We start from the raw sequence: 25,031 nt of genomic DNA, 5'->3' as shown, positions 1-25,031 counted from the left end.
GCAAGGACGTGAGGCAAAACAGACCAAGCCAAAGACGCGGGAGGACGACGAAAATGTTGCGCAGGTTAGTGAGCACTGCAGGTGTGTGCGGTGTCGGGATTGCTTTGTCATCGCTATTGGGTGGTGGAGTGCATGCGGCCGATCTTGTAACGAAAGCTGCTCCTGTTCCTTATGCCGAAACCGATGATTTCTGGACCAGGCCGTATTTGTTCGGCGATCTCGGCAGGACAAAGCTGAAGGAGCGGGGCATCGAGCTCGGCCTCACGCTGGGCGACGAAGCCGTCGGCAACGTCACGGGTGGAAGCAAGAACACCGCAGCAAATGCTGGTCAGTTGTGGTTCGGCGCGAAGCTCGATATGGCGAAGCTTGCCGGCATCCCCGGCGGCACGGTTGGCCTTACGCTGGTCGATCGCTTCGGCCGCAATCTGAATGACCAGGCGGGTATTCCCGCCTTGCAGCTGACCAACGAAGTGTTCGGCCGCGGCAACATCCTGCGCCTGACGCAGCTCTACTACTCGCAGAAACTTTTCGATGACCGCCTCGAACTCAAGGGCGGCCGTCTGCCCGTCGGCTCCGACTTCTTCTTCGGCCTGTGCGAGTTCGTCAACCTGACCTTCTGCGGCGGCCAGCCCGGCAACATCCAGGGCGGCTACATCTATAACTGGCCGGTGAGCCAGTGGGCCGGTGTCGTCCACTACAAGATCGCGCCGGAATTCACGATTTCGGTCGGCGTCTACGATGCCAATCCGAATTACCTGACGACGGACGATCCCACCACCTACTTCTTGCCGGGCGTCCCCCGCTCAAATCCTGCCAGCGGCGTGCTGGTGCCGGTGGAGCTGGTCTGGGCGCCGAAAGGTCCCTTGAACGGGACATGGAGGTTGGGCGGCTGGTACGACAACGCATCGACAATCGATGGCGGCCTGCCGGGTATCATTTCGACCATCCCGGGCGTCGGTGGCGTCCCGGATCAAAATCTCGGAGATCAAAGAGGCCGCTTTGGCGTCTACGAGTCGGTCGTGCAGCGGCTGACCATCGACGGCCCCGGTGCGGTGGGTTGGTATACCTTCCTCAATACGACTGTTGCCGATCATCGGACGTCGTACCAGGACTACCAGATCGCCGGAGGCTTCCGGCATACCGGAACGTTCACCTGGCGTCCGCAGGACGAAGTCGGCTTCGCGGTGGGCACGACCCATGTGAACTCGGCCGCCCTCAGCCCCAACGCCGGCGGCAACGAAGTGCCGATCGAAGCGTGGTACGGATGGCAGGCGACCGGCTGGCTGAACCTCAAGTTCGACGCCCAATATGTGATCAATCCCGGCGGGCGCGGCTATAACGCCGCAGGCTTGAAGACCGACAATGCCGTGGTCCTTGGCATGCGCACCGAGGTCCACTTCTGATGTGACGGTAAGCCGTCCGATACAAAAGATGCATGCCCGTCTGCGGGCATGCCGAGGAGCTCGCATCGCAGCGTATGCACCGGCGGCCCGCCCTCAGCGGAGCCGCTGGCACCGATCTGCCGATTGGGCAGCACGCCGCGCTTTTTCATCTGGAAACGATCGCCAGCCGGGGCCCAGGCGAGGAGATTTTCGTTGAGGACCCACATCGTCATCAATACCATGGCAAGGCACTGATCAAATCGCATTCAACCGTGGCCTGGATGGTAGCTGGTTCAAAGAGAGCGCGCGGGGGAAGCGGCCGCGTCAAGCTCGATGAGGTCGCCCGCAAGGCCAATGTCTCGACTGCGACCGTATCGCGCGCATTCAACGAGCCCGACAAGGTCTCCGAAGAGGTCAGGCAGCGGGTCAAGGACGCCGCCCGCGCGCTGAACTGGATTCCGAATGCAGCCGGAAGGGCGCTGGCCTCGCGCAGGACACATATCGCCGGCGCCATCATTCCGACGCTCGACGACGAGATCTTTGCCCACCAGATTGGTGGCATGCAGACTGTGTTCAGCGAACGCGGCTTCACGCTGTTCCTGGGCTGCTCGAACTATGATCCGGACGAAGGCTTGAAGCAGGCCGAAGCGATGCTTGCGCGCGGCGTGGAAGCGCTTGCCGTGGTCGGTGAAAATCATCCTGCCGAGCTGTTCGACGCGCTCAACTCGCGGGGCATTCCCTACGTCGTGACCTACTCCTACAACAAGCTGTCATCGCACCCGTGCATCGGCTTTGACAATCGCGCCGCGTTCAGGCGCATGACGGAGCATCTGCTGTCTCTTCGCCATCGCCGGTTTGCCGCGGTCTTTCAGCCGGACACCAATAACGACCGCGTCAAGGAAAGGCTTCGCGGCATCAGCGAGGCGCTCGCGGTTGCGGGCCTGGAAATTGCGGCGCAGGATCTGATGATGGGGCCCTCGACGCTGGAATTCGGCGCGGCAAGCTTTGCAAGATTGATGGCGCAGCCGGTTGATGTCAGGCCGACCGCGATCGTTTGCGGCAATGACAATCTGGCGCTCGGTGCGTTGATGGCTGCACGGGAGAGTGGCCTTGATGCGCCGGGGGATTTTTCCATCACCGGCTTCGATGATCTTGCGATTTCATCACGTTTTTCTCCTGGGCTCACGACGATGAAAGTCGACAATCAGGAAATCGGCGTGTTGGCGGCCAACGAGCTCCTCGCGGTGATCGCGGGCCGGCAAGAGCAGGCGCAGTCCCGCGAAGTCGTGCCCGTTCTGAAAATCCGCGAGAGCGCCGGCGAGGCCAGGGGACACTGATCCCTCACGGCGGATACCTCTCCTCTCTTCGATAGCGCACAACGTCCCCGCAAGAGGGCGGCTTGACTCCGAATATGTAAGCGCTTACATAAGCCCGTTTTAAAAGCCATGAGAGCAACCGGCGGGCTCCTCGCCGGGATGAGACGGAGAGGAAACAACAATGCGCGACAGAATTTTGCGATGGGCGAGACACTGTTCGATGGCGGTTTCTCTGCTCGCGCCCGTGATGGGAACGGCGAGCCCCGCGGCCGCGGAGGAGAAGCTCGTCGTCTGGTGGAACAAGGGCTATTACAAGGCCGAGGAAGACGCGCTGCTTGCCGTCATCAAGAAGTTCGAGGCCAAGACCGGGGTCAAGGTCGAGCTGTCGCAATATGCGACGCAGGACATGATGCCCAAGCTGGTGGCGGCGCTCGATGCCGGCAGTCCGCCCGACGTCTCCTATGCGGACACCTATCATTTCCAGGGCGCCGGCAAGTGGGCTTCCGAGGGCAAGCTGGTCGATCTCAGCTCGGTCCTCGCGCCGATCAAGGGCGAGTTCTCGCCGCAGTCGCTCGAAACGGTCATGCTCTACAACGACAAGACCAAGGCGAAGGCCTACTACGCCTTTCCGTTGAAGCAGGCGACGCTGCATCTGCACTATTGGAAGGACATGCTCGAGGAGGGCGGTCTCAAGGAGACCGACATCCCGAAGGACTGGAAGGGCTTCTGGTCGTTCTGGTGCGACAAGGCGCAGCCGGCCGTGCGCAAGGCGTCCGGCAAACGCATCTACGGCATCGGCCATCCCATGGGCGTCGACGCCACCGACAGCTTCATCTCGTTCCTGGTGTTCATGGACGCCTACAACGTCGTGCTCGTCGACGACAACGGCAAGCTCCTGGTCGACGATCCCAAGGTGAAGGCGGGCCTTGTCGCCGCCATGAAGGACTACGTCGAGATCGCCGCGAAGGGCTGCACGCCGCAGTCGGCGACGAGCTGGAAGGACCCCGACAACAACGTCGCCTTCCACAACAAGACGACGATCATGACGCACAATTCGACGATTTCGGTGCCTGGCAAATGGCTCGATGACGCCAACAACGAGACGCTCACCGCCGAGCAGCGGGACGAGGCGAAGAAGAACTATTACGAGCGCATCCGCACCATGGTCTGGCCCGACAAGCCCGATGGCACGCCGGTCCACACCCGCGCGTCCGTGGTGATCGGTCTGATCTTCGAGCAGGCCAAGAACAAGGAGCGCGCCAAGGAGTTCGTCTCGTTCCTGTTGCGCGACGAAAATCTCCAGCCGTATGTCGAAGGCGCGCTCGGTCGCTGGTTCCCGGTCAAGACGGCAGCACAGAAGTCCGCCTTCTGGGACGGCGACGTGCATCGCCGCGCCGAGCGTGACCAGTTCTTCGCCGGCGTCGGCGGCTACGAGATGAGCAAGAACTACAAGTTCACCACGCTCTACAACGAGAACGTCTGGATCAAGGCCGTGAATGCCATCGTCACCAACAAGGAACCGGTCGAGAAGGCTGTCGACGACATGATCGCGCGCATCAAGGACGTCGCGGGCAACTGATCACCGGCCCGAACAGTTGCGCTCACGCGTTGCAAGACGCGTGAGCGGCAGGCTCCTGCCTGTCATCGATTTCAACATCCTGGGAGCCGATTTGTGACTGCAACCATCAAGGGCATCATTCCGGTGATGCTGACGCCATTCACCGAAGCCGACGCGATCGACTATGCGGGCCTCGAAAACCTTATCGAGTGGTACATTGCCAACGGCGCCGATGCGCTGTTCGCCGTGGCCCAGTCGAGCGAGATGCAGTTTCTGAGCCTCGATGAGCGCGTCGCGCTGGCGCGCTTCGTCGTGCGGCAGGCGGCGGGTCGGGTGCCAGTCATCGCATCGGGGCACGTCAGTGAATCCCGCGACGATCAGGTGACTGAGCTGACCTCGATCGCCAAGACCGGCGTGGACGGACTGGTACTCGTGACGAACCGGTTCGATCCGAAGGGGCAGGGCGGCAGCGTCTTCATGGACAATCTGCGCGCACTGCTCGATGCGCTGCCGTCGGTTCTTCCCCTCGGCCTCTACGAATGTCCCGCGCCGTTCCGCCGGCTCATGTCCGACGACGAGATTAAGTTCTGCGCCGGCAGCGGGCGCTTCGCGATCCTCAAGGATGTGTCCTGCGATCTCGACATCGTGAAGCGCCGCGTGGCGCTGACGAAAGGCTCGTCGCTTGCCATCGTCAACGCCAATGCAGCGATCGCCTTCGACGCCATGAAGACCGGATCAGCCGGCTTCACCGGCGTGTTCACCAACTTCCACCCCGACCTCTACAAATGGCTGCTGACCGGCAGCGCCAGGCATCCCGCACTGGCGGATGATCTCTCCGTCTATCTCGCGCTCGCCGCGATGGCCGAGCCGATGGGATATCCAAAACTGGCGAAGCTGTATCATCAGAGGCTCGGCACCTTCTCGTGCATCCGCAGCCGTGCCGTCGACTTCGACATCCACGAGCGCTTTTGGGCGCTCGATGCGCTGCTCGACAAGATCATGCAGGGTCAGGCGAGCTTCCGCGCCAGGATTGCGGCCACGCGCTGAGTTCAGAGCGAGCTGCCGCCGCAGATGACGAGCTGCTGTCCGGTGATGGACGCAGCCTCAGTCGACAGCAGGAACGCCACCGCGCCGGCAACTTCCTCCGGAAGAATGAAGCGGCCGATCGGCGGCAGCTTTGGCGTGACATTGGCGCGCGAGGGATCCTTCAGCATCGCTGTCTTGGTGGCAGCGGGCGCAACCACGTTGACTGTGACGCCCTTCGGCGCGAGCTCGATCGCCCAGGACCGCGCCAGCGCGACCAGCGCCGCCTTGGTCGCGGCATATTGCCCGCGGCCGGCTGCACCCGATGCGGTGCGGCTGCCGATGAAGACGATGCGCCCTCCGTTCGGCAGCCGCGGCGCCAGCGCATTGGCGAGACGCTCGGCGACGTCGACATGCAGCCGCCACATCGCAGCGCCATCGTCGTGATCGAGCGATCCGAGCTGGCCAACCTTCAGCATGCCGGCGGCATGAACGAGCGCAGTCGGCGCAATCTTTGCGACAGCATCCCCAACCCCGTCGACATCGTTCAGATCGAGCGTCAGATGATCGAACGCCGGATGATCGAACGTTACAGGCCGGCGGCTGATGCCTGTGACGCGCCAGCCATCGCGCAACAGGCGCTCGACGATCGCCGCGCCAATCCCTGAACTGGCGCCGGTGACGAGTGCGTGAGGCCTCTTGTCCATGCTCTCAGTCCTGCTTCACCCAGTTCTCCTCACCCATGCCTCTGTCACGCGCACATATTTGATCGCGCGGCGATGGAAGGTGAATGCCATATGCAGCGCGCCGTCGGCGGTCTGTTTGACGGAGGGATAGGACAGCTCGCGATTGGTCTGGTCGCGCGAATTGTTGGTCATGCAATAGCCGTCACCGGTCTCGACGTTGCGTTTGGTCCAGCTCCGTCCGCCGTCGGCGGAGACGGCCAGCGTCATCGGCGCCCGCGGCGCGCCCCAGAACGCGGTGCGTCCGTCCGCCCTTTGGCCACCGCCGGCGAGCACGGGCGGCAGATCGTCCTCGATTTCGTCATAGAGCGAGAGGCGGCGCCCGGTCGCATCCCTGGCGCTGGAATCGTTGAAGACCAGCGCGAGATGTCCGTTGTCGAGCCGCGTCAGCTGGATCGAGGAATTGTTGTTGGGCAGCACGGTCGCTTCAGGTTCCGACCAGGTGAGGCCGTGATCCTCGGACCTGCTCTGATAGATGTTGTCGGCCCAGCGGCTGCGATACACCGCAATCAGCGATCCGTCGTCGAGCCGCGCGATGCACATATGCACGCAGCCGCGGCTGCCGGGGACGTCGATGTCGCGCCAGGTCGCACCGGCATCGGACGAGATCTTGACCGCGCTGGTGTCCTCGTCGCCGTTCCATTTCCGCCCCGGTGTGCTGTGACAATAGAACACGGGCAGCAGCCAGTCGCCGTTGTCGAGCACCACGATCGGCTGCCGGATGAAGGTGCCGCGGCCGCGATGCTCGGGAAACAGCGTTTCGATCGGGCCCCAGCTCTTGCCATGGTCGCGGGAGATGCGGCGGCGGATGATGGCGGTGTCCTGGTTGCCCGCGAGCTGCGCCGTCCACATCAGCCACAGCGCGCCGTCCGGGGCCGGAAACAGCACCGGGTTCTGCTCGGATCGCCCTTTGTCGTCGGACAGCTTTTCGGCAGGCGACCATTGCGCCGCGCCGCGGGGCAGGCGCGAGAAGTAGACTGATATGTCCGACATGCCCTCCTGCGTGCCGCCGAACCAGACGCAGGCCAGATCGCCATTGGCGAGCGGCATCAGATTGGCGGCGTGGTTCTGCACGCAAGGCGAGGGGATGAAGGCGTCGAACCTGACAGGGTCGCCGGCCGCCTGGCGAACGATGCCGTCGGCGGCGATCTCGATGTCGGTGGTCACGATCTCGGTATCGATGATCAAGTCGAAGTCCTCTCCACGAATGCATTGGGTTGCGCCGTCTCCGGCGTCGCGGCGGGCGTGCGGCCCAGCACGAGGCGCTCGATCGCCATCACGACCAGCGGCGTTGCCGCCGCGACATACATGTTGTCGATGCCGAAGGGGTTGCCGAGCATGTACCAGACCGTGGTCGAGACGGCGGCGCCGATCAGGCCGGTCGTGGCGCCGCGGTTGCTGGCAAACAGCGGCAGGTAGAAGCCCATCATCGCCACGATCGTGATCGACAGCCGCAGCGCGCGCGTGAAGAACGACAGCTTGAGGATCTCCGGAATGAAGAACACGAACACCAGCGGCGCGAGGCCGATCACGATCGAGAACACACGGGTCATCTTCAGCTCGCGCTCCGGCGCCGGCTTCCAGTAGGGCACGTAGAAGTCGCGGACCACCAGCGAGGCGATCGCGAGCGCGACGGTGCAGACGCTGACGAAGATCGATGCGACGAGCGAGGTCGTCACGAAGGCGGATGCCAGCGGCGGCATCTTCTCCAGAAACACCGGCAGCGCGTAGAGGCTGTTCATATCGGGATAGAGATACTTCGCGGCGACGCCGATCAGCGCGAGCAGGAAGCCAAGCGGGAGACAGAACGCCGCCGCATAGTAGGTCGCCTTGCGGGCGTCATCGGCGCTCGGCGTCGAGGAGATCGCCTGCACGATGAACTGCGTCGAGAAAATCGCGCCGACGGTGCCGAAGGTCCAGGCGAAGATGGTCGCAAAACCGATCTTGCCGTCCCAGGTGAAATAGTAGGCCGGCAGCTTGGCCTGGATCGGCGCGATGCCGCCGGTCAGCGACATCGCGACCGAAAAGATGATGACGATGCCGATCACCTTGAAGCCGCTGTGCAGGATCGTCACCCAGGCGACGCCCTTCAATCCGCCGAACACGTAATAGAAGGTCGAGACCACCGCGATGATGCACATCGCGACGGGCATGCTGACATGCAGCGCAGTGGTGATGGCGGCCGCGCCGCTGACGTAATTGCCGACATTCACCAGCAGCAGCGCGTAGATCATGATCACCGATACGGTGAGCATGGTCGATTTGCCGTATTTCTGCGCGATCGCCGCCGAGATGGTGTATTCGCCGGAATTGTAGAGCTTCTTCACCATCAACAGCCCGAACAGCAAAAAGCCGATCGAGGCGCCGAGCACGGCCCACCCGGCTGCCATGCCGGACTGGAACGCTTCCTGCGCGGTGCCGACGGTCGATTTGGCGCCGACGAATTCGGACATCATCAGCACGCCGACGACGACGGCCGGCATCGCGCGCGCGGCGGTCATGAACTGGTCGCTGGTCCGGCTGCGCAGCTTGAACGTGAGCCAGGATGTGAAGGCGATGTAGGCGACGATCATCGCGACGATGGGCGTGCTGTCGCCATTGAGAATGGCTTGCATCGGTGGACGTTTCCTCTGGTGACGCGGATGCGGTGTTGTGAGCCCGCTTGGTCCGATGGAGTTATGTTCGGAATGCGAACAATTGTTCTTGGAATCTATTAGACCTTTCCAGGCGCGATGCGTCAAGCGCGGGGGTGGAAGCGGCGCGGCAACGCACCCCGTCGGGGATGCATTGCCGCAGCAAGTTCAGAGGGTTGCAGTGCGCAGAAACACGTCATCCAAGCGAACGCGAGGGCTATCGCATTTGAGGCCTGTTCGCCCGCGGCCATCCTTCGAGACGCCCGCCTTTGGCGGGCGCTCAGGATGAGGACGGAGTGTGTGGCGACAGTTTCAACAGGGGTCCGGCTTTAGCCTCATCCTGAGGAGACCGTGGAGCGGTCGTCTAAGGACGAGGCGCGCGTTCAGATGCCGCCGCGCGAACCTCAGGAGCGCGTGGGGTTCCGGATCGCTGCGGCGCCGGCATCGATCGTCTGCGCATGCAGGCGGCGGTCGGCGGGACGCGCGACCAGCACATACAGCACCAGTGCGAGCAGCGATGATGCGGCCATCACCGCCGTCATCGAGAGCGCGGTCCGTCCGTCGAAGCGCACCGCCACCAGTCCGCTCGATATCGCACCTGCGATCAGCTGAATGCTCCCGGCAGCGGCGCTGACGGCGCCGGCGATGTCGGGGAGATGCTGCATCGTCGTGCTCATCACGTTCGGCACGCTCAGCCCGAAGCCGAGCGCCACCGCCATCAGCAGCGCGACGACGACCGCCGTGGGCATCCAGCCGGCCAATGTCATCGCGAGCAAGGCGAGGCTCGCCGCGGACGACAGTGTCAGTCCGATGGCGAGCATGTGGCCCGAGGATATCCCGCGCCGGCCAAGCTGGCCGTCGAGGAGGGCGCCGGCCATCACCGACGCCGAGCAGGCGCTGAAGATCAGGCCGTATTGCGCAGGCGAGAGCCCGACGGCGCCGACGAAGAACAGCGAGGCACCGGTGACGTAGGCAAACACCGTCGCGCCGCCCGCGGCGCCGACCAGGATGTAGGCGAGCGACACCGGATGCATCAGCACCCGGCGATAACTGTCGATCACGGTTGATGGCATCATGCGGCCGGATGGAGCGTCCGCCGCGGTTTCGGCGAAGCGAAACATCACCACCACCAGCAGCATGAAGCCGACCGCGGCCTGGGTCGCATAGATCGATTGCCAGCCGGCCGCCGCCAGCAGCGCGGCGCCCGCCGTCGGCGCGATCACGGTCGCGACATTGACCGCGACCATGATGTTGCCGATCTTGCCGCGCGCGGCGTCGCCGTCGAAGAGATCGCGGATGATGGCGAAGGTCGTGGCGGTTGCGGCGGCGCCGATGCCCTGGACGAAGCGGCAGAGCAGCAGAACCGGCAGCGAGGCGGCGAGGGCGCAGCCGATGCTGGCGGCGATGAACAGCGCGAGGCCGAAGGCCAGGACCGGCTTGCGGCCGATGCGGTCCGAGACCGGTCCGTAGATCAGCGGCGCGGTGGCGAGGCTCAGCATGAAGGCGCTCATCGTCAGCCCGACATCCGACGCGCTCACACCAAGCGCGGCGCCGGTGGCGGCCAGTGCCGGCAGATTGATGTCGATGCCGGAATACGGCACGGCTGCGAGCGCGCCGAGCAGCAGCGTGAATGCAAAAGAATCTGGTTCGATCCGCATGGACGAATATCCGGTGAGGTGTGATGAATTTTCACGCGGCGATGGAGCGCGGTCGTGCCGCGCTCCATCGCTTTTCTCCAGCTGCGGATCAGGCGCGCCGGCTGGCACGCCGTCCCTGGCTCGCAGCGATCGCGCGCTGGCGCGACACTTCGGTCTCGTCGGTCACGAGCTCGCTGATGACCCGGAGAACCTCCGCCCGTGTGTTGATCCCGGCGAACTCGTCCGCGATCTGCGCTGCGCGCAACTGATAACGCGGCTGGTCGAGCACCGCCCGCACGGCGTTGCGCAAGGCTTCCGGAGTTGGCTCGTTGGTCTCGAGATTGATTCCGACGCCGGACCACGCCACCCGCGCGTTGACGTCGGCCTTGTCTTCGGTCAGTCCCGCCGTGACCAGCGGGATGCCGTAGCTCATGGCCTGGTTGACGCTGCCATAGCCGCCATTGGTGACGAGCACGTCGACCTTCGGCAGCAGCCATTCGAACGGCAGATAGCGGGCGATGCGCGCATTCGACGGGACCTTGCCGGGGATGGCGTTCACCGGCCGTCCGCCCGCGGTCGCGATCACCAGGATGTCGGGCTCGTCGGCAAGCGCTGCCAGCGTCGGGGCGACCAGCAGGTTGAAATTGTGATTGGCCACCGTTCCCTGCGTTACCAGAACGACCTTGCGCGAACCGTCGAGGTCTTCGGCCCAGGCCGGCGGCGGCACCTGGTTGGGGATGATCGGAGGCGTGCCGACGAAGTGCACGGAGGACGGGATTTCGCGCGGAAACTCGAAGCTCGGCACCGACAATTGCATATAGGAATCCGCGAGCGCGACCACGGAATGGAACAGCGGCATCGAGATCGGTCCGACGCCGAGGGTCTTCAGCGCCCGATTCAGGCGCAGCGACACCGGCTGGTCGACTGCCGCATCATAATCCCGCGCCATCGCCGCATATTGACCGCGCTCGTCGTCGCTCTTTGCCGGCTGCAGGCCGAGGAAATTCGGGGCGCCATCCTCGCGCGCCCAATGCAGGAACGAGGTCCCGCAGAGCACGATCGGCGGCCGTTGCGAGCGCGGTCCGAGCAGCATCGGCAGCACGCCGAACAGCATGTCGTCGCCGACGATGATGTCGGCGGGAAACTGCTGCAGCGCCTGCAGCAACCCCTGGTGCTGGGCCGGAATGGCGTCGACGAAGAGGCGCTCGCAGGCAACGCGGAACCACTCGAGCCCCGGCGGGATGGTCTTGAGCTCGGGGAACCGTGAGAAGACGTCGTTCGGATCGAAGTCCGCATCCTCCGGCAGGGGAAAGAACTTGACGCCACTGGCTTCGACGCGGGCACGAAAGGCGGTGCCGGTCATGAGAGCGACCTCATGGCCGTCGCCGACCAGGATCTGCGTGATCGCTAGCATCGGATTGAGATGACCGGTCGCAGGTGTCGAAGCGATAAGAATCTTCATAGGAGATGACCTCTTGATGATCGATGCACGGTTGCCACAGGGCAGCCGCTCGCGTGAGCAAGAGGGAATTGAGGGGATCGCCGTTACACCAAGGCTTCCGATGACCACCAAATGGTTACGTCGGCAACGCATCGTGGCGCGGCCAAGGCCGGTGAAGGCAGCGATGGCGCTGCCGGGCAAGCATTACAATTGTAACGCGAGCGGCCTGCCGTGAAACGAGGCGGTAATGCCGCGCCCGTAATCCGACAAAGCGCCGTTTGGCGTGCCGCGGACATTCAACGGCGATTTGGCCGAAGGCAATTATTGACGACCAGGATATCGCGCGGTTGTGACCGCGCAGAATTCTTTGAGGAGTACGCCATGCAGGATGTTGTCGCCCTGGCTGCGATGGTCGCTCTCATCGCGCTACTGGTCTGGCTCGGCGTTCGCGCCTTGCGGGCAGATCATCTTGTGGTGAAGTGGGGCGGCGTGGTGCTGGTGGCAGCACTGGCCATCGCGGTGTCAGGCATGGGCGCGTTGACCGCGGCCGGCATCGTCAAGCAGCATGCCCGTTCTGCGCCGGTCCCCGATCTCAAGATCGATGCGACGCCGGAGCAAATCGCCCGCGGCCGGGCGGTCGCGGATGGCTTCTGCGCCGGATGTCATTCGAACAGCGGCGTGTTGTCCGGCGGCGGCGACGTCGGCGAGGATCTCCCGCTTCCGATCGGCTCCTTCGTGCCGGCGAATCTAACGCCCGCCGGAGCGTTGAAGCAATGGTCCGACGGCGAGATCTTTCGCGCGATTCGCAATGGCGTCGACGCGCAGGGGCGATGGCTGGCGATCATGTCCTTCACCAATGCCGGCCGACTCAGTGACGACGACACCAGGGCGGTGATCGCCTATATCCGCAGCTTGCCCGCGACGGGGGAGCCGACCCGGGATCCGCCGGATCATTTCAGCCTGCTGGGGCTGGCGATGCTGGGCGCCGGACTGCTGCCGGACGCCAAGCCGGTGTTCACCGGTGCGATCATCGCGCCGCCGAAGGCGCCGACGGCTCGCTATGGCAGGTACCTCCTGTCCTATCAGGACTGCCGTGAATGCCACGGCAAGGATCTCGCCGGCGGCGTGCCCGGCCAATTGCCGCCGCTCGGACCCGACCTCATCATCGTCAAGGGTTGGAGCCAGGCACAGTTCATCGCCACCATGCGCACGGGTGTCGATCCGAACGGACATCGGCTCGAAGAGCAAATGCCCTGGCGGCCGATCGGGCGGATGGACGACGACGAGCTGGCAGCGATCTACCAGTACCTGACGGCTCTCCCGCGTTCCTGACAAATCGTGTCAAATAATCTGGTGCGGCCGGTCTCGCCCCGGCTGCACCGTCGTCATCACGCGTCCGATACGCGTACAGTGCAGCGGCATCGGGAAAAGCACGCGCGTTGCGGACGTCGACGTTGCGCAGGCAGCAAAGCTTTCACAGTCTTCGCTGCCAGTCGCGCAGGGGCGTCGTCACCGCCGGACAATCCCTTCGTCTCCGGCGAACAATGACGCAGGCGGACAGATTGGAATCGCTCAAAAGTAGCATTCCCTCGGATCACAATGCTTCACGTCTGCGATATCCGATGGAATTAGCCGCAGAAATACCGGGATACGGCGCCAACAGAGCGTTATGGACGGTCTCGCGCATGGTGAGGTTTTGGCTGTCCCCTATATTATTCTGAGTGATTGCGGATATCAGATCGCGACTCTGTTGGTGACGGCAGATTTTGAGAGAGAAGTATGCTTGCAGATGTTGGCCACATCGTCGTTGTCGACGACGATCCCACCTTGCGACAGATGGTGATAAGATATCTCGAGGAGCACAACGTCCCGACCAGGGCGGCCTCCAACAGGACTGAGTTGAACCACTACCTCGAAGCCGGCCAGCCCAGCCTGATCATTCTCGACCTTCGGCTTGGTCAAGAAGACGGTCTGGATCTGCTGCGGGAGATCCGTTCGCATTCCGACGTGCCCGTCATCATCACGACCGGCCACCGCCCCGATGAAATCGATCGTATCGTCGGGCTCGAGCTCGGCGCCGACGACTACATCATCAAGCCGTTTTCCTTGCGAGAGCTGCTGGCACGTGTCCGCGCGGTGTTGCGGCGACAGGAGATGGGCCGTGCCGCGCGCGCCCGCGATCCCGAGCGCGGCGGCTATCGCTTTAGCGGATGGAAGCTGGAGCGCCGCGGCCGCAAGCTGATCGATCCCAGCGAAGCGCCGGTACCGCTCAGCAAGGGCGAATATGCCTTGTTGCTGGCCTTCCTCGAAGCGCCGCAGCGGCCATTGACCCGTGAGCACCTGCTTCAGGCGACCCGCATCCACGAGGACATTTTCGATCGCAGCATCGACGTTCAGGTGCTGCGGCTGCGGCGCAAGCTGGAGTCCGATCCGAGCGCACCGCGCGTCATTCAGACCGAGCGAGGCGTCGGCTATGTCTTCGCGGTTCCCGTAGATCCGTTCTAGGCGCAGAACGCGTTTGCGCGAAGATCACGCGTATACAAAAATGCCACCGCCTGATTGCAACTGTAACTCCTTTGCCGGCGGTGGTGATCTCGGTGTAACGGCCTGTATTCAGATTGCCTCCCACCAACAGCGTGTGGGAGATTTACGATGAAAGCGCAGTCTCGCAGTGTAGCCCGTGTTGTCCGCCTGAGTATCACCGAGCCTGACGGACCGGGCTGGCTTGCACGGTCCGACGGCCGTGGCCTCGTTCATTTCGGTTTTGACCGTACCGGGATGCAGAGCGTTGCAGACATCGGTTCGCATCCGGTGCGGCCCGAAGCGGAGCCGGGGCGGAGCGCCGGCTCATTCTGGTGGAAGCTGCTCTTTGCCTTGATGGAAGGCTTTGCCCTCTATGGCGCGGCGTTGCATCCGACGGCCGCCATGCCGGTTCATGCCATCCTGGCGGCAACAAGAGATCGCGAGCCGCCCCCTGACGTCAGCGAGCCACCGGAGCCGGTGCAGGACCGTGCCGGCGCCGGCAACGTGGTCAAGCTCGATCACGTCCGGCCGCTCGGGGCGCAACCGGAGCGGCACTGGAGCTGGCTGCGCGCAGCGGGCGAGACGTTGGCGGCATGGCCGGCGCAGCTGCGCCGCGAGCGCGAGATCAGACGGGCGGTTGTCGCTCTCGAGGAGCTCGACGACCGGACGTTGCGCGATCTCGGAATCTGCTGCCGTTCGGACGTCGAGCGAACGGTGAGGTACTGCCGTGATTGCTGATGCGTTCTATCTTGCCTTCGCCGGGCTGGACCTCTGCCACGCCATGTGCCGTTTGATGATCTCGAGCGGCTTCAACGCCGGCATGTTCGGCGTCCGGATCTGGCCAAGGCCGCGTTCACGAAATCATCGCGCTTCGATCAAAAGCCCTTGAACAGATGCAGCTGGTTTCGCTTCCACCCCCATATGATTGACAGTGCGACCATTGATTGGATTTCGCGGAGCCGGGCCAGGCGCCGGCTATCGGGGCGGCGTCATCGCCATTTGCGCGGTGCTGTTGTGCTGCGTGGAAGTCACGCCTGCGCCGTCGCAATCGCCGCCGCCAGTCGTGCTGGACCGCGGCGAGCCGATCACGCCGATTCCTTCGGCTCCCGCCATCGACCCGCTCAAGGTCGCGCTCGGTGAGAAACTGTTCAGCGACCGCCGGGTATCGCACGACAATTCCCGCAACTGCCAATATTGCCATGACATCGCGACCAACGGCGCCAGCCAGAAGCGGCACGATGTCGGTCTCGACGGGGTGGAGCTTGCGCTCAACTCGCTCACCGTCTTCAACTCGACGCTCAGCTTTCGTTTCAGCTGGGAAGGAAAATTCCGCACCGTCGAGGCTGATATCAACGCATCGCTGGAAAGCCCGCGCACCATGGCTAGCAGCGCGGCGGAGATTGCCGCAAAGCTCGATGCCGATCTCGACATGCGCGGCCGCTTCATGGCGGCTTATGGCCGCCGTCCGGAGGGCGACGATGTCGTCGACGCGCTTGCAAGCTTTCAGCGCACGCTGCTCACGCCGGGCGGCAGGTTCGATCGCTGGCTCCAGGGCGACGATGCAGCGCTGTCGGCGGACGAACTGGACGGATATCGCCTGTTCAAGTCGCTGGGTTGCTCGGCCTGCCATCAGGGCGTCAATGTCGGCGGCAATTTGTACGAGCGACACGGCATATTCCATCCTCTCGCCTCGCCCGAGCCGAAGATCCTGCGCGTGCCGAGCCTGCGCAACGTCGCGACCACGCCGCCTTATTTTCACGACGGCAGCTCACCGACGCTCGAGGACGCGGTTCGCAAGATGGCGATGGCCCAGTTGAACGCGACGCTGACAGACCAGCAGGCCAGGTCGCTCGTCGCTTTTCTGGGCAGCCTGACCGGGACCTATCGCGGCGCGCCCGTGGGAGGCTCGCCGTGAGATCTGCTCCGCTCGTCGCCTGCGTTGCATTCGTGCTCGCGCTTCTCACCTGGCTCCTGCTCAACGGGCTGAACGTCAATTCGGCGCGCTACGACACCCAGTTGCAGGCGCTCGGGGATTTCAGCCGGTTCGAACGCGGGATGACCAGGGAAGTCCTCACTGCGCGCGCCGGCCTGTCGCGCAACTATGACGGGCTGGTGGAAATGGTGAATGCCTATGACGATGCCCTGACAAAGTTGCGCGATACGGCGGGCCTCGACGTCGAGCAGACCGGCGCGATCGACGTGCTGTCGGCGCGGGCCGGCCGGCAGGAAAGCCTGATCGAACGGTTCAAGAGCAGGAACGCGTTGCTCCAGAACTCGTTCGCCTATTTCGTTCTGTTCAGCGACAAGCTGGCTGAATCGGACACGCGGCCGCTGGTGACGGCGTCCTCCGCATTGGCGGCCGCCATGCTGCGCCTGACGCTCGATACCTCGGACGCGGCGGCGCGCCAGGTCGAGGACCGGCTGGAAGAGCTGGCGCAACTGCAAACGCCGCCGGCGGAGAAGGACTCGGTCAGCGCGCTGCTGACTCATGGACAGATGCTGCATGACCTACTGCCCGATATCGACATCATCCTGAAGACGCTCGTCGCCGAGTCCAACAACCGCGAGCAGGATGCCATGCTGGCCCTCATCCTGAAACGCCAGCTTGCCGCGCGCGCCTCGGCGCGCCAGACGCGGTTGCTTCAGTATATCACCTCGCTGCTGCTGCTCTCCGGCATCCTCTATTTCGGCGTGCTGCTCCGCAAACGGGCCGTGACGCTGCGCCGGCGCGCGACGTTCGAGCACGCGATCGCCAACATCTCGATGCTGTTCATCAACTCGAGCAACGAACGGATCGCCACCGATGTCGAGATGGCGCTGCACCAGCTTGCCGGATATATCGGCGCGGACCGCGCCTATTTTGCCTGCGTGGTCGGGACCACGATGCACACCTACCGGTGGTCCCGCGACGGCGTCGCGTTCGAGCCGGGCTGGCCGGAGCGGCTGCTCGGGCTCGCGCCGCGATTTGACGGCGGCGACGACGGCATCGTCTATATTCCCAAGGTCAACGGCTCACATCGCCATGACACGATGAACCTGCTCGCCGAGGCCGGCGTGAGCGGCTGGCTATGCATCATGGCGGCCTATGGCAGCCGCGACGGCATTCTCGGCTTCGATGCCGTGCGCGGCGGCGCGCTCACATACTGGGCCGAAGTGTCCCTGTTTCGCATGGCCTTCGACGCGATCGGCAACGCGATCAGGCGGGCCCGGCTCGAAGGCGAGAAGGAGCGCCTGCAGGCGAGTTTGCAGCATGCGCGCCGCATGGAGACCATCGGCACCTTCGCCAGCGGCATCGCCCACAACTTCAACAACATCGTCGGTGCCATTCTCGGTTATGCCGAAATGGCCGATGCGCGGGTCCCGTCGGGAAGCCGTCCGGCCGCGAGCCTCGCCGAGATCCGCCGGGCCGGCGAGCGGGCGCGCGAATTGGTCGAGCAGATTCTCAGCTTCGGGCGCCGCGGCGAGGGCAGGCGGGAGCGTGTCTGCGTCAAGACCCTGGTGGACGAAACCAAATCGCTGCTGGCGGCATCACTACCCTCGCACGTCAAGTTCGAGGTCAGCGATGCCGCCGATACGGCGTTCGTGACGGGCGAGCCGGCCCAGTTGCAACAGGTCATCCTGAACCTGTGCAACAATGCGGCGCAGGCGATGAAGGAGCCAGGCCGCATCGAGCTCCGGATCGAGACGCGGGAGCTTGCAAGGGCGCTACCGATCGGGCGCAGCGAAGTCGGTCCTGGCCGCTTCACCGTCATTTCTGTCACCGATCCCGGACCCGGCATGGACGAGGCGACGCTGGAGCAGATCTTCGAGCCGTTCTTCACCACTCGCCCGGATGGTAACGGCCTCGGGCTCGCAACGGTTCGCGAGATCGTCGAGCAACATGGCGGCGCCATCGCCGTGCAGAGCAAGCCCGATGCCGGCACGCGCTTCGACGTCTGGCTGCCGTCGGGCGACCCCGACGAGCCGCGGCCGGCTCAATGCGGCCACGATCCGGCGCTGCGGGGCGCCGGCGAAACCGTGCTCGTGATCGACACCGACCGCCGCCGCCTGTTGCGCTATGAGGAAATCCTCGCTGCATTGGGTTATGAACCCGTCGGCTTCACCGGGCTGGCGGAGGCGATCGACGCCTGCCGGGCCGCGCACGCCCGGTTCGACGCGGCGCTGGTGTGTCACCTGCCCGGAGGCTCCTCGCTCGAACTCGCAGCGGCATTGCATGATGCCGTGCCTGATCTGCCGATCATCCTGGCAGCGCCCTCGACGCGCGACCTGGCGATTCCCTCGCTCAAGACGTCAGGAATCACTGAGCTCGTTCACCACCCGCTGGTGTCGGCGGAGCTCGCCGGTGCGCTGGCGCGGAGCCTTGTCGCATCAGTCAGGAGCGGAACATCGAGGCGGGCGGCCGGGGTTTCGTAACGCCAGTCCGGCGCGCGACGGCGTTGCAGGCGGTTTCAGCCGTAACGCGATATCGCCACGGGCGAAATGGCGGAGTAGCCGGCATCTCCTAATCCTCGCGGGCGCGTGTTCGCAATGTCACCGCGAGAGGAGATACATGATGTCGATCAGACTTGGTCCGTCCATCGTCGCAGCTGCGTTGTTGTGCTGGCCGCTTTCGAGCCTCAGGGCAGGAGAAAGTGCCGGCGCCCGCACGACGTTCGTTCCGATCAGCAATCCCGGCCCGACAAGGTTCGCGGATTTGTACCGGCAAGCTCCCATCGGTCACCGGCAGCCGCGGCCCGGCGACATGTCGGAGCCTGTGCAGGCGTCGTCCGCCGACGTCGAGTTGCGACGGCTCGATGTGGAGATCGATCGCAAGCTGATCATCTGCCGCGGCTGCTGATCGTCCTTGAAGGCGGCGGGCTGCGTGCCAGGCCCGCCGTCTTCGCCCGCGCTACGCCGCGCTGGATGCTTTGGCGTTGACGCCCTTGCGCAGGGCCACTGTGTTCAGCTTGGTGTTCGCGGCCTTTTCCTCGTTCAGGTTCGTCGTGAGAAAACGCACGATCTCGTTGTGCCCGAGCTCCTCGGCCCAGGCGATCAGCGTCCCGTAGCGGCACATCTCGTAATGTTCGACGGCCTGCGCGTTTGCCACGATGGCGGCGTCCAGCACGGCCTTGTCCTCGATCTCGCCAGCGGTCTCGTCGGCTTCCTTGATGATGCCGTCGATGGCCGGGCATTGGGTCCCGCTGGGCTCCTTGTCGAGCTTCGCGAACACCTTCTCGAGCCGCTCCACCTGCTTGTTGGTCTCCTCGAGATGGTTCGTGAGTCCGGTCACGAGGTCGCGGCTGGTGGCCTTGTCGATCATCTTGGGCAGAGCCTTCAGGATCTGCTGCTCCGCGTAATAGATGTCCTGAAGACCGTGCATCAGCAGGTCTTCCATCGATTTGATGTCCTTGGTGAACAGTCCCATCTGCAATGTCTCCCTCTCGCAATGGCTGGTCTTGACGACTGTTTCTGGAACGTCGGCGAGCGCTCGGAGTTCCTATTCACGGAACGGACAGGGAGCATCGATATGCCCGACGAGCGCTTCGCCACATTGCTGGGCCAGGCCGCCATGGACGTGTGGGGCGATATGCCGCGCGACGTCCAGGAAGCCCTGTTCGAGACGGCGATGAAAGGCCATGCCGGAGACCGGGAAGCGCTCGCGCGACTGCTGCACGATCGTCATCCGCGCACGGCGCATCCCGCCAAACCCGATTGAAGCCAAGGGACGGAGAAGAACGAGACGGTCGAAGCGTATTGCGAGTGCTGATCATGGAGCTGATGGAGGCCGAATCCGTCGCCGAACTGCCCCGCGGAGCGCAATGGCAATACGAGCCGAAATGGGACGGCTTCCGCTGCCTGCTCGTCCGCAATGGACAGAGGGTCAGGATGCAGTCGAAAGGCGGGCGCGATCTCGTCCGCTATTTCCCGGAAGTCGCCTCCGCCGCATTGGCTCTCTCTGCCGGCTCATTCACCCTCGATGGGGAGCTGATCATCCAGCGCGAGGATGGCTATGCGTTCGACGCGTTGCTTCAGCGCATCCATCCGGCGGCCAGCCGGGTCAAGCGCCTCGCCGGCGAGACGCCGGCCCGCTTCATGGCCTTCGACCTGCTGCGATCGGCCGAAACGGATATCGCGGCGCTGCCGCTGGCGAAGCGCCGGCCCGCACTCGAAAAATTCGCGCAGCGCCACTTCAAGGGCACCGACGTTTTCGCGCTCTCGCCCAAGACCCGCAATTATGCCGAGGCGAAATCCTGGCTCCAACGCGTGGAAGACGGCCACGACGGCGTCGTCGCGAAGCGGCTGGACCTCGCCTATTGCAGCGGCACGCGAGACGGGATGCAAAAAATCAAGCTGCTGCGATCGGCCGATTGCGTGGTCGGTGGGTTCAGATATGCCGAGAAAAAGCAGGGCAGACGCAAGGTGATCGGCTCGCTCCTGCTCGGCCTGTACGACGAATCAGGGCTCCTGCATCACGTCGGCTTCACTTCGGCGATCAAGACGTCGGATCGGCCCGGCTTGACCGACAAATTCGAAAAGATCATCAGCAAGAGCAGCTTTACCGGCAAAACGCCGGGCGGTCCGAGCCGATGGTCGACGAAGCGATCTGCCGAATGGCAGCCGGTGCGTCCCATTCACGTCGTCGAGGTCTGCTATGACCATGTGTCCGGTGACCGGTTTCGCCACGGCACGAAGATCCTGCGCTGGCGACCGGACAAGAAGCCTTCCCAGTGTCGTATGGAACAGCTTCGGCAAACGTCGGCGAAATCGCACCGCAAAACGGCCATGGAGCCGGACGCGCGATGAGCGCGTGTGGGCACGATTGCAGCGGCTAATACCGGTCTGATCTCGCGGCTTGTCCCTGCGCCGCTTTATAATTGTTTGCCAGCATATTTCGAGTGGCCCGGCGCACCGCTTCGATGCCGGCATAGCCGTGCATCAGCGCGATTTCTCCCTGCGCTCGATCTTTGGATCCGGCACCCTCTCGCACCGAATGTCGCCTTTGCCGTGCCAAGTGAGAGCTTTCATCGGGAACTCCAAAACGGGATGACAGCTAAGCTGATCCCCTGCCGCGAAGTTCCTATTGCTTTAGGAACAGCCAATGCCTTGCGCGATTAGACAAACAACTTTCGAGACAGCGGAGAGCGAGGATGGACAGGCCGTTTGCGATCGTGACTGGCGCGTCGACGGGGATCGGCTACGAGCTTGCGCGCATTTGCGTACGCGAAGGATTTGACCTGCTGATTGCAGCGGACGAACCTGAAATCGAGACGGCAGCAGCCAGCCTGCGCGGCGAACCTGATGCTGGAACCGTTGAAGCTCTCCACGTTGATCTTGCGATGCAGGAAGGGATAGAGCAGCTCTACGCTGCCGCCAAGGGCCGCGCGATCGACGTCCTGATGGCAAATGCCGGGCGTGGTCTCGGGCACGCGTTTCTCGATCAGGAGCTCGCACGCATCCGCGATGTCATCGACACAAACGTTACGGGAACGACGAGCTTGCTTCACAAGGTCGGAAATGACATGCGGCGCCGCAATCGAGGGCGCATCCTGATCACAGGCTCGATCGCCGGCTTTACGCCGGGCAGCTTTCAGGCGGTCTACAACGCATCGAAGGCCTATCTGAACTCACTGTCGTTTGCGCTTCGCGAGGAGCTTCGCGATACCGCGATCACCGTGACGTGTCTGATGCCGGGCGCGACTGAAACCGCGTTTTTCGAGCGCGCCGACATGCTGGACACCAAAGTGGGCACGCAGGACAAGGACGATCCGGCCATGGTCGCGCGCCAGGGCTTCGACGCCATGATGAAGGGCGAGGGCGATATCGTCACGGGCCTCAAGAACAAGATTCAGTCCGCGGTGGCAAACGTCACGCCTGCGGAAATGCTCGCGAAACAGCATCGCAAAATGGCGGAACCCGGCTCCGCCGAGCATTAGCCTGCCCTGCAGGAAGGAGATTGTCATGCTTACAAGATCAATGCTGGTTGGCGCCATGCTGGCAGCCAGCTCGACCATCGCTTTGGGCGGTCCCTGCAACATCGCCAACCGCGACGCCGGTTCGGGACCGGTCACGACCGGCCAGGCGACCGGGACGACCGGTGTCACCTCGCCAGGTGCCACGGAGCATCCGCCGACCTCAGCCATGAACAAGGCAACCGAGAGCACGGCGACCTCGTCCCAGGACGCGCAGCGTCAGATGCAAAGCCAGCCGACGGCCGCCGAACAGTCGAAGACAACGACCAGCACCGCCGGCAAGGATTGCTAACTCATCGGAAATCCCGGCGGAGCGCGAGCCGATGCTCGCTTGTTCTCGTGCTCTGCTGCGCGCCGTTGTGATTGGGGTCTGAGCCGGTGATCCATCACGTATCCCTCGGAACGAACGACGTGCCTCGGGCGCGCGCGTTTTACGATCCGTTGATGGCGTTGATCGGCTTTCGGGTCCTCAAGTGTTCGGATCGCTCCGTTCACTACGGCGCATCCGACATTGTCTTCAGTCTCGAAACGCCGGTGAACGGCGCGCCCGCCAGTGCGGGAAACGGCGTTCATATCGCCTTCCAGGCGCCCGACCGGGAAACGGTGAGGCGTTTCCACAGCGCGGCCGTGGCCAATGGCGGACGCGATGAGGGCGCGCCGGGTATCCGTGAACACTACAACGCCAACTGCTACGGAGCCTTCGTGCGCGATCTCGATGGCAACAAGATCGAAGCTGTGACCTACACGGCGCGTGAAAGCTTCGGCCTTTGAATCGGACTGAAGTCTTGTGTTAGTCGTCGCGCCGTCTTCTCTACTTTCTGCATGCCAGGCTACTAGGGCATCGGCCGCGGTACCGGCGTTCGGCGCCGAGACCACCGGTTTGAATGGACCATCCAATCCGAAATGGGTACTCCGTCCCGATGTCGCCCTCCGGCCGCAGCTCCGGCCCAGGCAGCGACGGCGCCGAACAGCAACGCCGCGGCGGCAGAAAAGGCAACGATGATGCTTGCAGCGCGTGCTCTTGAAATTGCGCTCCTCGCATTGGCGATTGTTGTGTCGACCCGCCTTTCCGCATCCGGTGCAGCGAGGCCTGTCAGAGCGGTCACTTGTTGAATGAGATAGGCCCTGTCGTCGGTCGCAACGCCGTTATGGCTGGAGGACGTCATCAGAATCCGTGCGGCCTCGGCTCGCTCTGCCGTCAGGTCGACATTCGGTGGCCGACGCGGTGCGCGAAACAAATGATCGAGCTCGTAGCTCAGAACCGATGGCTCGGACGACGACGACGGCTGCGTAGTCGAGGCCGGTCTGCTGGAGGCCCAGGCAACCAGTGCGACAAGGACGGCGCCGATCAAAACCGCCAGCGCCCACGACGCAATACCATGAAGCCCGTCGCGGGTTTCTGTGTCTTCGGCGGCGGAGACATAGGGAATTCTGACGCGGCCCGCGAAATAGCCACCGCAGCCGAAGCTGATGAGGGCCTGGAAGATCAGATAGATGCCCGAGAGCAACCAGAGTGCGAAGGATGCATCCCGCCATGTCGGCGCTGTCGAGGCGACACCGAGGCCGAGAGCCGTCGCGAACGAAATCATGATGAGCGAGAGCGCTGATGCTACGAAGGCACCGGCAATGATGGGGGGCCATTGCAGTCCCCAGGTCTCGCCCCTGTCAGGCATTCGAAGCGTTGTCTCGTTGGTTGCAACGGGCGTTTCCATTGTCATGGCGACACTACCGCAGGCCGAAAAGGGATAAGACAAACATGATGATCACGATCAAACCGACAAGGTAGATGATCCCGTCCATGCTGGGTCCTCCAATTTGTGGCGGGACAATTCGATCTGTCTGTAGTGGTTCCTAATGTGCGGTGCGGTAATCCTGATGATTTATTGCGACGAAGAGCTGTACGAGCCCCGCGAGGCATCATGGTGGAGTGTCATCGGCATTAGCTCCGGAACGGAATTCGTGGCCTGCATTTGATGCCACGCTGCTAACGCAGACCGTTCTGATTGCCCGCGCGAGGCCGGAGAGAAGACCATGAGGGACGAAAGGTCGACCGTGAGCCAGATCCGGCATGCCGTTCATCTCTGTGTTGATATGCAGAACATTTTTGCGCCCGGGGGGCTCTGGGAAACCCCGTGGATGGAAAAGGTGCTGCCGACGATCGCGTCGATCGTTTCGCGGCATCAGACCAGGACGATCTTCACGCGCTTCATCACGCCGCAGGATCCGGAAGACCGTCCCGGCCAGTGGCGCGCCTATTTTCAACGCTGGCGCGAGGCAACCCGCAGCCGCTTGGCACCGTCTGCCCTCGATCTCGTGCCGGCGCTGGCGCGCTACGTCCCTCCTGCCCGGCTTATCGACAAGCCGGCCTATTCCGCATTCAGCAATCCGGGCCTTGCAAGCCTGCTGATCGACAAGAACATCGGCACGGTGGTGATATCAGGCGCGGAGACAGATGTCTGCGTTCTCTCGACGGTGTTGAGCGCGGTCGATCTCGGCTTCAGGGTCGTCATCGTCGAGGACGCGCTGTGCAGCTCGTCAGACGTCGGGCACGATGCGCTCATGACGATGTACCGCACCCGCTTTCACGGTCAGGTCGATCTCGTGACGGCGGAAGAGCTGACGGAGTTCTGGCGCGAGTAGGACGCGAAGCGTCTGGGGTTCACGAGCTGCACGCGCCGGGAACAGGTCAGATGTCAGCGCGTACCAATGCGTTGCTATCGTGGGCAGAAACCGGAAAAATGCGCCACGCTCATCGTCCCCGTTGTGTCCGGTTGTCACCCGGCGGTGCGTCGGTCAACGCTGCCAAGGCGCTTTGGTTCGCTGCTC

General features: G+C 63.6%; 24 protein-coding genes and 1 pseudogene. 17 read left to right on the top strand and 8 right to left on the bottom strand.

Going from position 1 to position 25,031, the window contains the following annotated elements; translation table 11 throughout:
* Nucleotides 1-53 precede the first annotated feature (53 nt).
* The 4 genes from IVB29_RS07045 (at nt 54) to IVB29_RS07030 (ending at nt 5,303) form a co-directional block, all read left to right on the top strand.
* Nucleotides 54-1,403, top strand: coding sequence for a carbohydrate porin (locus IVB29_RS07045; protein ID WP_247502670.1), 1,350 nt, complete (start codon nt 54-56; stop codon nt 1,401-1,403).
* Between the two features lie 260 nt (nt 1,404-1,663).
* Entirely contained in the window at nt 1,664-2,719 is a 1,056-nt protein-coding gene (locus IVB29_RS07040) for a LacI family DNA-binding transcriptional regulator (RefSeq protein ID WP_247502669.1), read from the top strand.
* 199 nt (nt 2,720-2,918) lie between these two features.
* The gene (locus IVB29_RS07035) at nt 2,919-4,277 is read left to right on the top strand and encodes an ABC transporter substrate-binding protein (RefSeq protein ID WP_247502668.1); all 1,359 of its coding nucleotides are present in this window, start codon (nt 2,919-2,921) and stop codon (nt 4,275-4,277) included.
* Between the two features lie 93 nt (nt 4,278-4,370).
* Nucleotides 4,371-5,303: a dihydrodipicolinate synthase family protein gene (locus IVB29_RS07030; RefSeq protein ID WP_247502667.1), complete on the top strand. Its 933-nt coding sequence runs from the start codon at nt 4,371-4,373 to the stop codon at nt 5,301-5,303.
* 2 nt (nt 5,304-5,305) lie between these two features.
* Here the strand turns inward: IVB29_RS07030 and IVB29_RS07025 are convergent, their stop codons facing one another.
* The 5 genes from IVB29_RS07025 to IVB29_RS07005 all read right to left on the bottom strand — a co-directional run bounded on the left by IVB29_RS07025 (nt 5,306) and on the right by IVB29_RS07005 (nt 11,754).
* Nucleotides 5,306-5,986 carry an SDR family oxidoreductase gene (locus tag IVB29_RS07025; protein WP_247502666.1) on the bottom strand — a complete coding sequence of 227 codons (681 nt, stop codon included), beginning with the start codon at nt 5,984-5,986 and terminating at the stop codon, nt 5,306-5,308.
* Nucleotides 5,987-6,001: 15 nt separating this feature from the next.
* Nucleotides 6,002-7,210: an exo-alpha-sialidase gene (locus IVB29_RS07020; protein WP_247502665.1), complete on the bottom strand. Its 1,209-nt coding sequence runs from the start codon at nt 7,208-7,210 to the stop codon at nt 6,002-6,004.
* Nucleotides 7,207-8,637 (bottom strand): sodium:solute symporter family protein, encoded by a 1,431-nt coding sequence (locus IVB29_RS07015; protein WP_247502664.1) that lies wholly within the window; start codon nt 8,635-8,637, stop codon nt 7,207-7,209. The genes IVB29_RS07020 and IVB29_RS07015 overlap by 4 nt, the downstream gene beginning before the upstream one ends.
* Before the next feature lie 422 nt (nt 8,638-9,059).
* The gene (locus IVB29_RS07010; protein ID WP_247502663.1) at nt 9,060-10,313 is read right to left on the bottom strand and encodes a Bcr/CflA family efflux MFS transporter; all 1,254 of its coding nucleotides are present in this window, start codon (nt 10,311-10,313) and stop codon (nt 9,060-9,062) included.
* An 88-nt stretch (nt 10,314-10,401) separates the two neighbouring features.
* The gene (locus IVB29_RS07005; protein WP_247502662.1) at nt 10,402-11,754 is read right to left on the bottom strand and encodes a glycosyltransferase; all 1,353 of its coding nucleotides are present in this window, start codon (nt 11,752-11,754) and stop codon (nt 10,402-10,404) included.
* Nucleotides 11,755-11,767: 13 nt separating this feature from the next.
* On the opposite strand from IVB29_RS07005, the gene IVB29_RS07000 reads away from it, so the two are divergent.
* The 7 genes from IVB29_RS07000 to IVB29_RS06970 all read left to right on the top strand — a co-directional run bounded on the left by IVB29_RS07000 (nt 11,768) and on the right by IVB29_RS06970 (nt 19,093).
* Nucleotides 11,768-11,968, top strand: coding sequence for a hypothetical protein (locus tag IVB29_RS07000; RefSeq protein WP_247502661.1), 201 nt, complete (start codon nt 11,768-11,770; stop codon nt 11,966-11,968).
* A gap of 146 nt (nt 11,969-12,114) precedes the next feature.
* A complete protein-coding gene (locus IVB29_RS06995; protein WP_247502660.1) occupies nt 12,115-13,065 on the top strand; it encodes a c-type cytochrome in 951 nt (316 codons plus the stop codon).
* A 447-nt stretch (nt 13,066-13,512) separates the two neighbouring features.
* Nucleotides 13,513-14,238, top strand: coding sequence for a response regulator (locus tag IVB29_RS06990; RefSeq protein WP_247502659.1), 726 nt, complete (start codon nt 13,513-13,515; stop codon nt 14,236-14,238).
* Nucleotides 14,239-14,385: 147 nt separating this feature from the next.
* Complete coding sequence (locus IVB29_RS06985) at nt 14,386-14,994, top strand: DUF1127 domain-containing protein (RefSeq protein ID WP_247502658.1); 609 nt, start codon at nt 14,386-14,388, stop codon at nt 14,992-14,994.
* Nucleotides 14,995-15,187: 193 nt separating this feature from the next.
* Complete coding sequence (locus tag IVB29_RS06980; RefSeq protein ID WP_247502657.1) at nt 15,188-16,171, top strand: cytochrome c peroxidase; 984 nt, start codon at nt 15,188-15,190, stop codon at nt 16,169-16,171.
* Nucleotides 16,168-18,669: a two-component system VirA-like sensor kinase gene (locus tag IVB29_RS06975; RefSeq protein ID WP_247502656.1), complete on the top strand. Its 2,502-nt coding sequence runs from the start codon at nt 16,168-16,170 to the stop codon at nt 18,667-18,669. The genes IVB29_RS06980 and IVB29_RS06975 overlap by 4 nt, the downstream gene beginning before the upstream one ends.
* Before the next feature lie 136 nt (nt 18,670-18,805).
* Nucleotides 18,806-19,093 carry a hypothetical protein gene (locus IVB29_RS06970; RefSeq protein ID WP_247502655.1) on the top strand — a complete coding sequence of 96 codons (288 nt, stop codon included), beginning with the start codon at nt 18,806-18,808 and terminating at the stop codon, nt 19,091-19,093.
* A gap of 51 nt (nt 19,094-19,144) precedes the next feature.
* On the opposite strand, the gene IVB29_RS06965 is transcribed toward IVB29_RS06970, so the two are convergent.
* Nucleotides 19,145-19,660, bottom strand: coding sequence for a ferritin-like domain-containing protein (locus IVB29_RS06965; RefSeq protein WP_247502654.1), 516 nt, complete (start codon nt 19,658-19,660; stop codon nt 19,145-19,147).
* Between the two features lie 102 nt (nt 19,661-19,762).
* On the opposite strand from IVB29_RS06965, the gene IVB29_RS06960 reads away from it, so the two are divergent.
* Complete coding sequence (locus IVB29_RS06960) at nt 19,763-19,951, top strand: hypothetical protein (protein WP_247502653.1); 189 nt, start codon at nt 19,763-19,765, stop codon at nt 19,949-19,951.
* A gap of 62 nt (nt 19,952-20,013) precedes the next feature.
* Nucleotides 20,014-21,039, top strand: a complete 1,026-nt coding sequence (locus IVB29_RS06955; protein ID WP_247502966.1) for an ATP-dependent DNA ligase — start codon at nt 20,014-20,016, stop codon at nt 21,037-21,039.
* Between the two features lie 153 nt (nt 21,040-21,192).
* On the opposite strand, the pseudogene IVB29_RS06950 reads toward IVB29_RS06955, so the two are convergent.
* Nucleotides 21,193-21,261 (bottom strand): annotated as a pseudogene (locus IVB29_RS06950) (oxidoreductase); the annotation flags it as partial.
* Between the two features lie 122 nt (nt 21,262-21,383).
* On the opposite strand from IVB29_RS06950, the gene IVB29_RS06945 reads away from it, so the two are divergent.
* The 3 genes from IVB29_RS06945 (at nt 21,384) to IVB29_RS06935 (ending at nt 22,976) form a co-directional block, all read left to right on the top strand.
* Nucleotides 21,384-22,169: an SDR family NAD(P)-dependent oxidoreductase gene (locus IVB29_RS06945; protein ID WP_247502652.1), complete on the top strand. Its 786-nt coding sequence runs from the start codon at nt 21,384-21,386 to the stop codon at nt 22,167-22,169.
* A 25-nt stretch (nt 22,170-22,194) separates the two neighbouring features.
* Nucleotides 22,195-22,497 carry a hypothetical protein gene (locus IVB29_RS06940; protein WP_247502651.1) on the top strand — a complete coding sequence of 101 codons (303 nt, stop codon included), beginning with the start codon at nt 22,195-22,197 and terminating at the stop codon, nt 22,495-22,497.
* Between the two features lie 86 nt (nt 22,498-22,583).
* The gene (locus IVB29_RS06935) at nt 22,584-22,976 is read left to right on the top strand and encodes a VOC family protein (protein WP_247502650.1); all 393 of its coding nucleotides are present in this window, start codon (nt 22,584-22,586) and stop codon (nt 22,974-22,976) included.
* 62 nt (nt 22,977-23,038) lie between these two features.
* Here the strand turns inward: IVB29_RS06935 and IVB29_RS06930 are convergent, their stop codons facing one another.
* Nucleotides 23,039-23,923 (bottom strand): hypothetical protein, encoded by an 885-nt coding sequence (locus tag IVB29_RS06930; RefSeq protein ID WP_247502965.1) that lies wholly within the window; start codon nt 23,921-23,923, stop codon nt 23,039-23,041.
* 313 nt (nt 23,924-24,236) lie between these two features.
* On the opposite strand from IVB29_RS06930, the gene IVB29_RS06925 reads away from it, so the two are divergent.
* Complete coding sequence (locus IVB29_RS06925; protein WP_247502649.1) at nt 24,237-24,845, top strand: isochorismatase family cysteine hydrolase; 609 nt, start codon at nt 24,237-24,239, stop codon at nt 24,843-24,845.
* The last annotated feature ends 186 nt before the right edge of the window (nt 24,846-25,031 follow it).

It is taken from the genome of Bradyrhizobium sp. 1 (assembly GCF_023073315.1).
Classification (GTDB): domain Bacteria; phylum Pseudomonadota; class Alphaproteobacteria; order Rhizobiales; family Xanthobacteraceae; genus Bradyrhizobium.
Note: the sequence above shows the minus strand (reverse complement) of the source record. Positions and strands in the feature narration are given on the sequence as shown.

Coding starts and splice junctions, on each gene's coding strand:
- IVB29_RS07045 (WP_247502670.1), top strand. CDS start 54: ATGTTGCGCAGGTTAGTGAGCACTGCAGGTGTGTGCGGTGTCGGGATT.
- IVB29_RS07040 (WP_247502669.1), top strand. CDS start 1,664: ATGGTAGCTGGTTCAAAGAGAGCGCGCGGGGGAAGCGGCCGCGTCAAG.
- IVB29_RS07035 (WP_247502668.1), top strand. CDS start 2,919: ATGGCGGTTTCTCTGCTCGCGCCCGTGATGGGAACGGCGAGCCCCGCG.
- IVB29_RS07025 (WP_247502666.1), bottom strand. CDS start 5,986: ATGGACAAGAGGCCTCACGCACTCGTCACCGGCGCCAGTTCAGGGATT.
- IVB29_RS07015 (WP_247502664.1), bottom strand. CDS start 8,637: ATGCAAGCCATTCTCAATGGCGACAGCACGCCCATCGTCGCGATGATC.
- IVB29_RS07010 (WP_247502663.1), bottom strand. CDS start 10,313: ATGCGGATCGAACCAGATTCTTTTGCATTCACGCTGCTGCTCGGCGCG.
- IVB29_RS07005 (WP_247502662.1), bottom strand. CDS start 11,754: ATGAAGATTCTTATCGCTTCGACACCTGCGACCGGTCATCTCAATCCG.
- IVB29_RS06995 (WP_247502660.1), top strand. CDS start 12,115: ATGCAGGATGTTGTCGCCCTGGCTGCGATGGTCGCTCTCATCGCGCTA.
- IVB29_RS06990 (WP_247502659.1), top strand. CDS start 13,513: ATGCTTGCAGATGTTGGCCACATCGTCGTTGTCGACGACGATCCCACC.
- IVB29_RS06985 (WP_247502658.1), top strand. CDS start 14,386: ATGAAAGCGCAGTCTCGCAGTGTAGCCCGTGTTGTCCGCCTGAGTATC.
- IVB29_RS06970 (WP_247502655.1), top strand. CDS start 18,806: ATGATGTCGATCAGACTTGGTCCGTCCATCGTCGCAGCTGCGTTGTTG.
- IVB29_RS06965 (WP_247502654.1), bottom strand. CDS start 19,660: ATGGGACTGTTCACCAAGGACATCAAATCGATGGAAGACCTGCTGATG.
- IVB29_RS06960 (WP_247502653.1), top strand. CDS start 19,763: ATGCCCGACGAGCGCTTCGCCACATTGCTGGGCCAGGCCGCCATGGAC.
- IVB29_RS06955 (WP_247502966.1), top strand. CDS start 20,014: ATGGAGGCCGAATCCGTCGCCGAACTGCCCCGCGGAGCGCAATGGCAA.
- IVB29_RS06945 (WP_247502652.1), top strand. CDS start 21,384: ATGGACAGGCCGTTTGCGATCGTGACTGGCGCGTCGACGGGGATCGGC.
- IVB29_RS06940 (WP_247502651.1), top strand. CDS start 22,195: ATGCTTACAAGATCAATGCTGGTTGGCGCCATGCTGGCAGCCAGCTCG.
- IVB29_RS06930 (WP_247502965.1), bottom strand. CDS start 23,923: ATGACAATGGAAACGCCCGTTGCAACCAACGAGACAACGCTTCGAATG.
- IVB29_RS06925 (WP_247502649.1), top strand. CDS start 24,237: ATGAGGGACGAAAGGTCGACCGTGAGCCAGATCCGGCATGCCGTTCAT.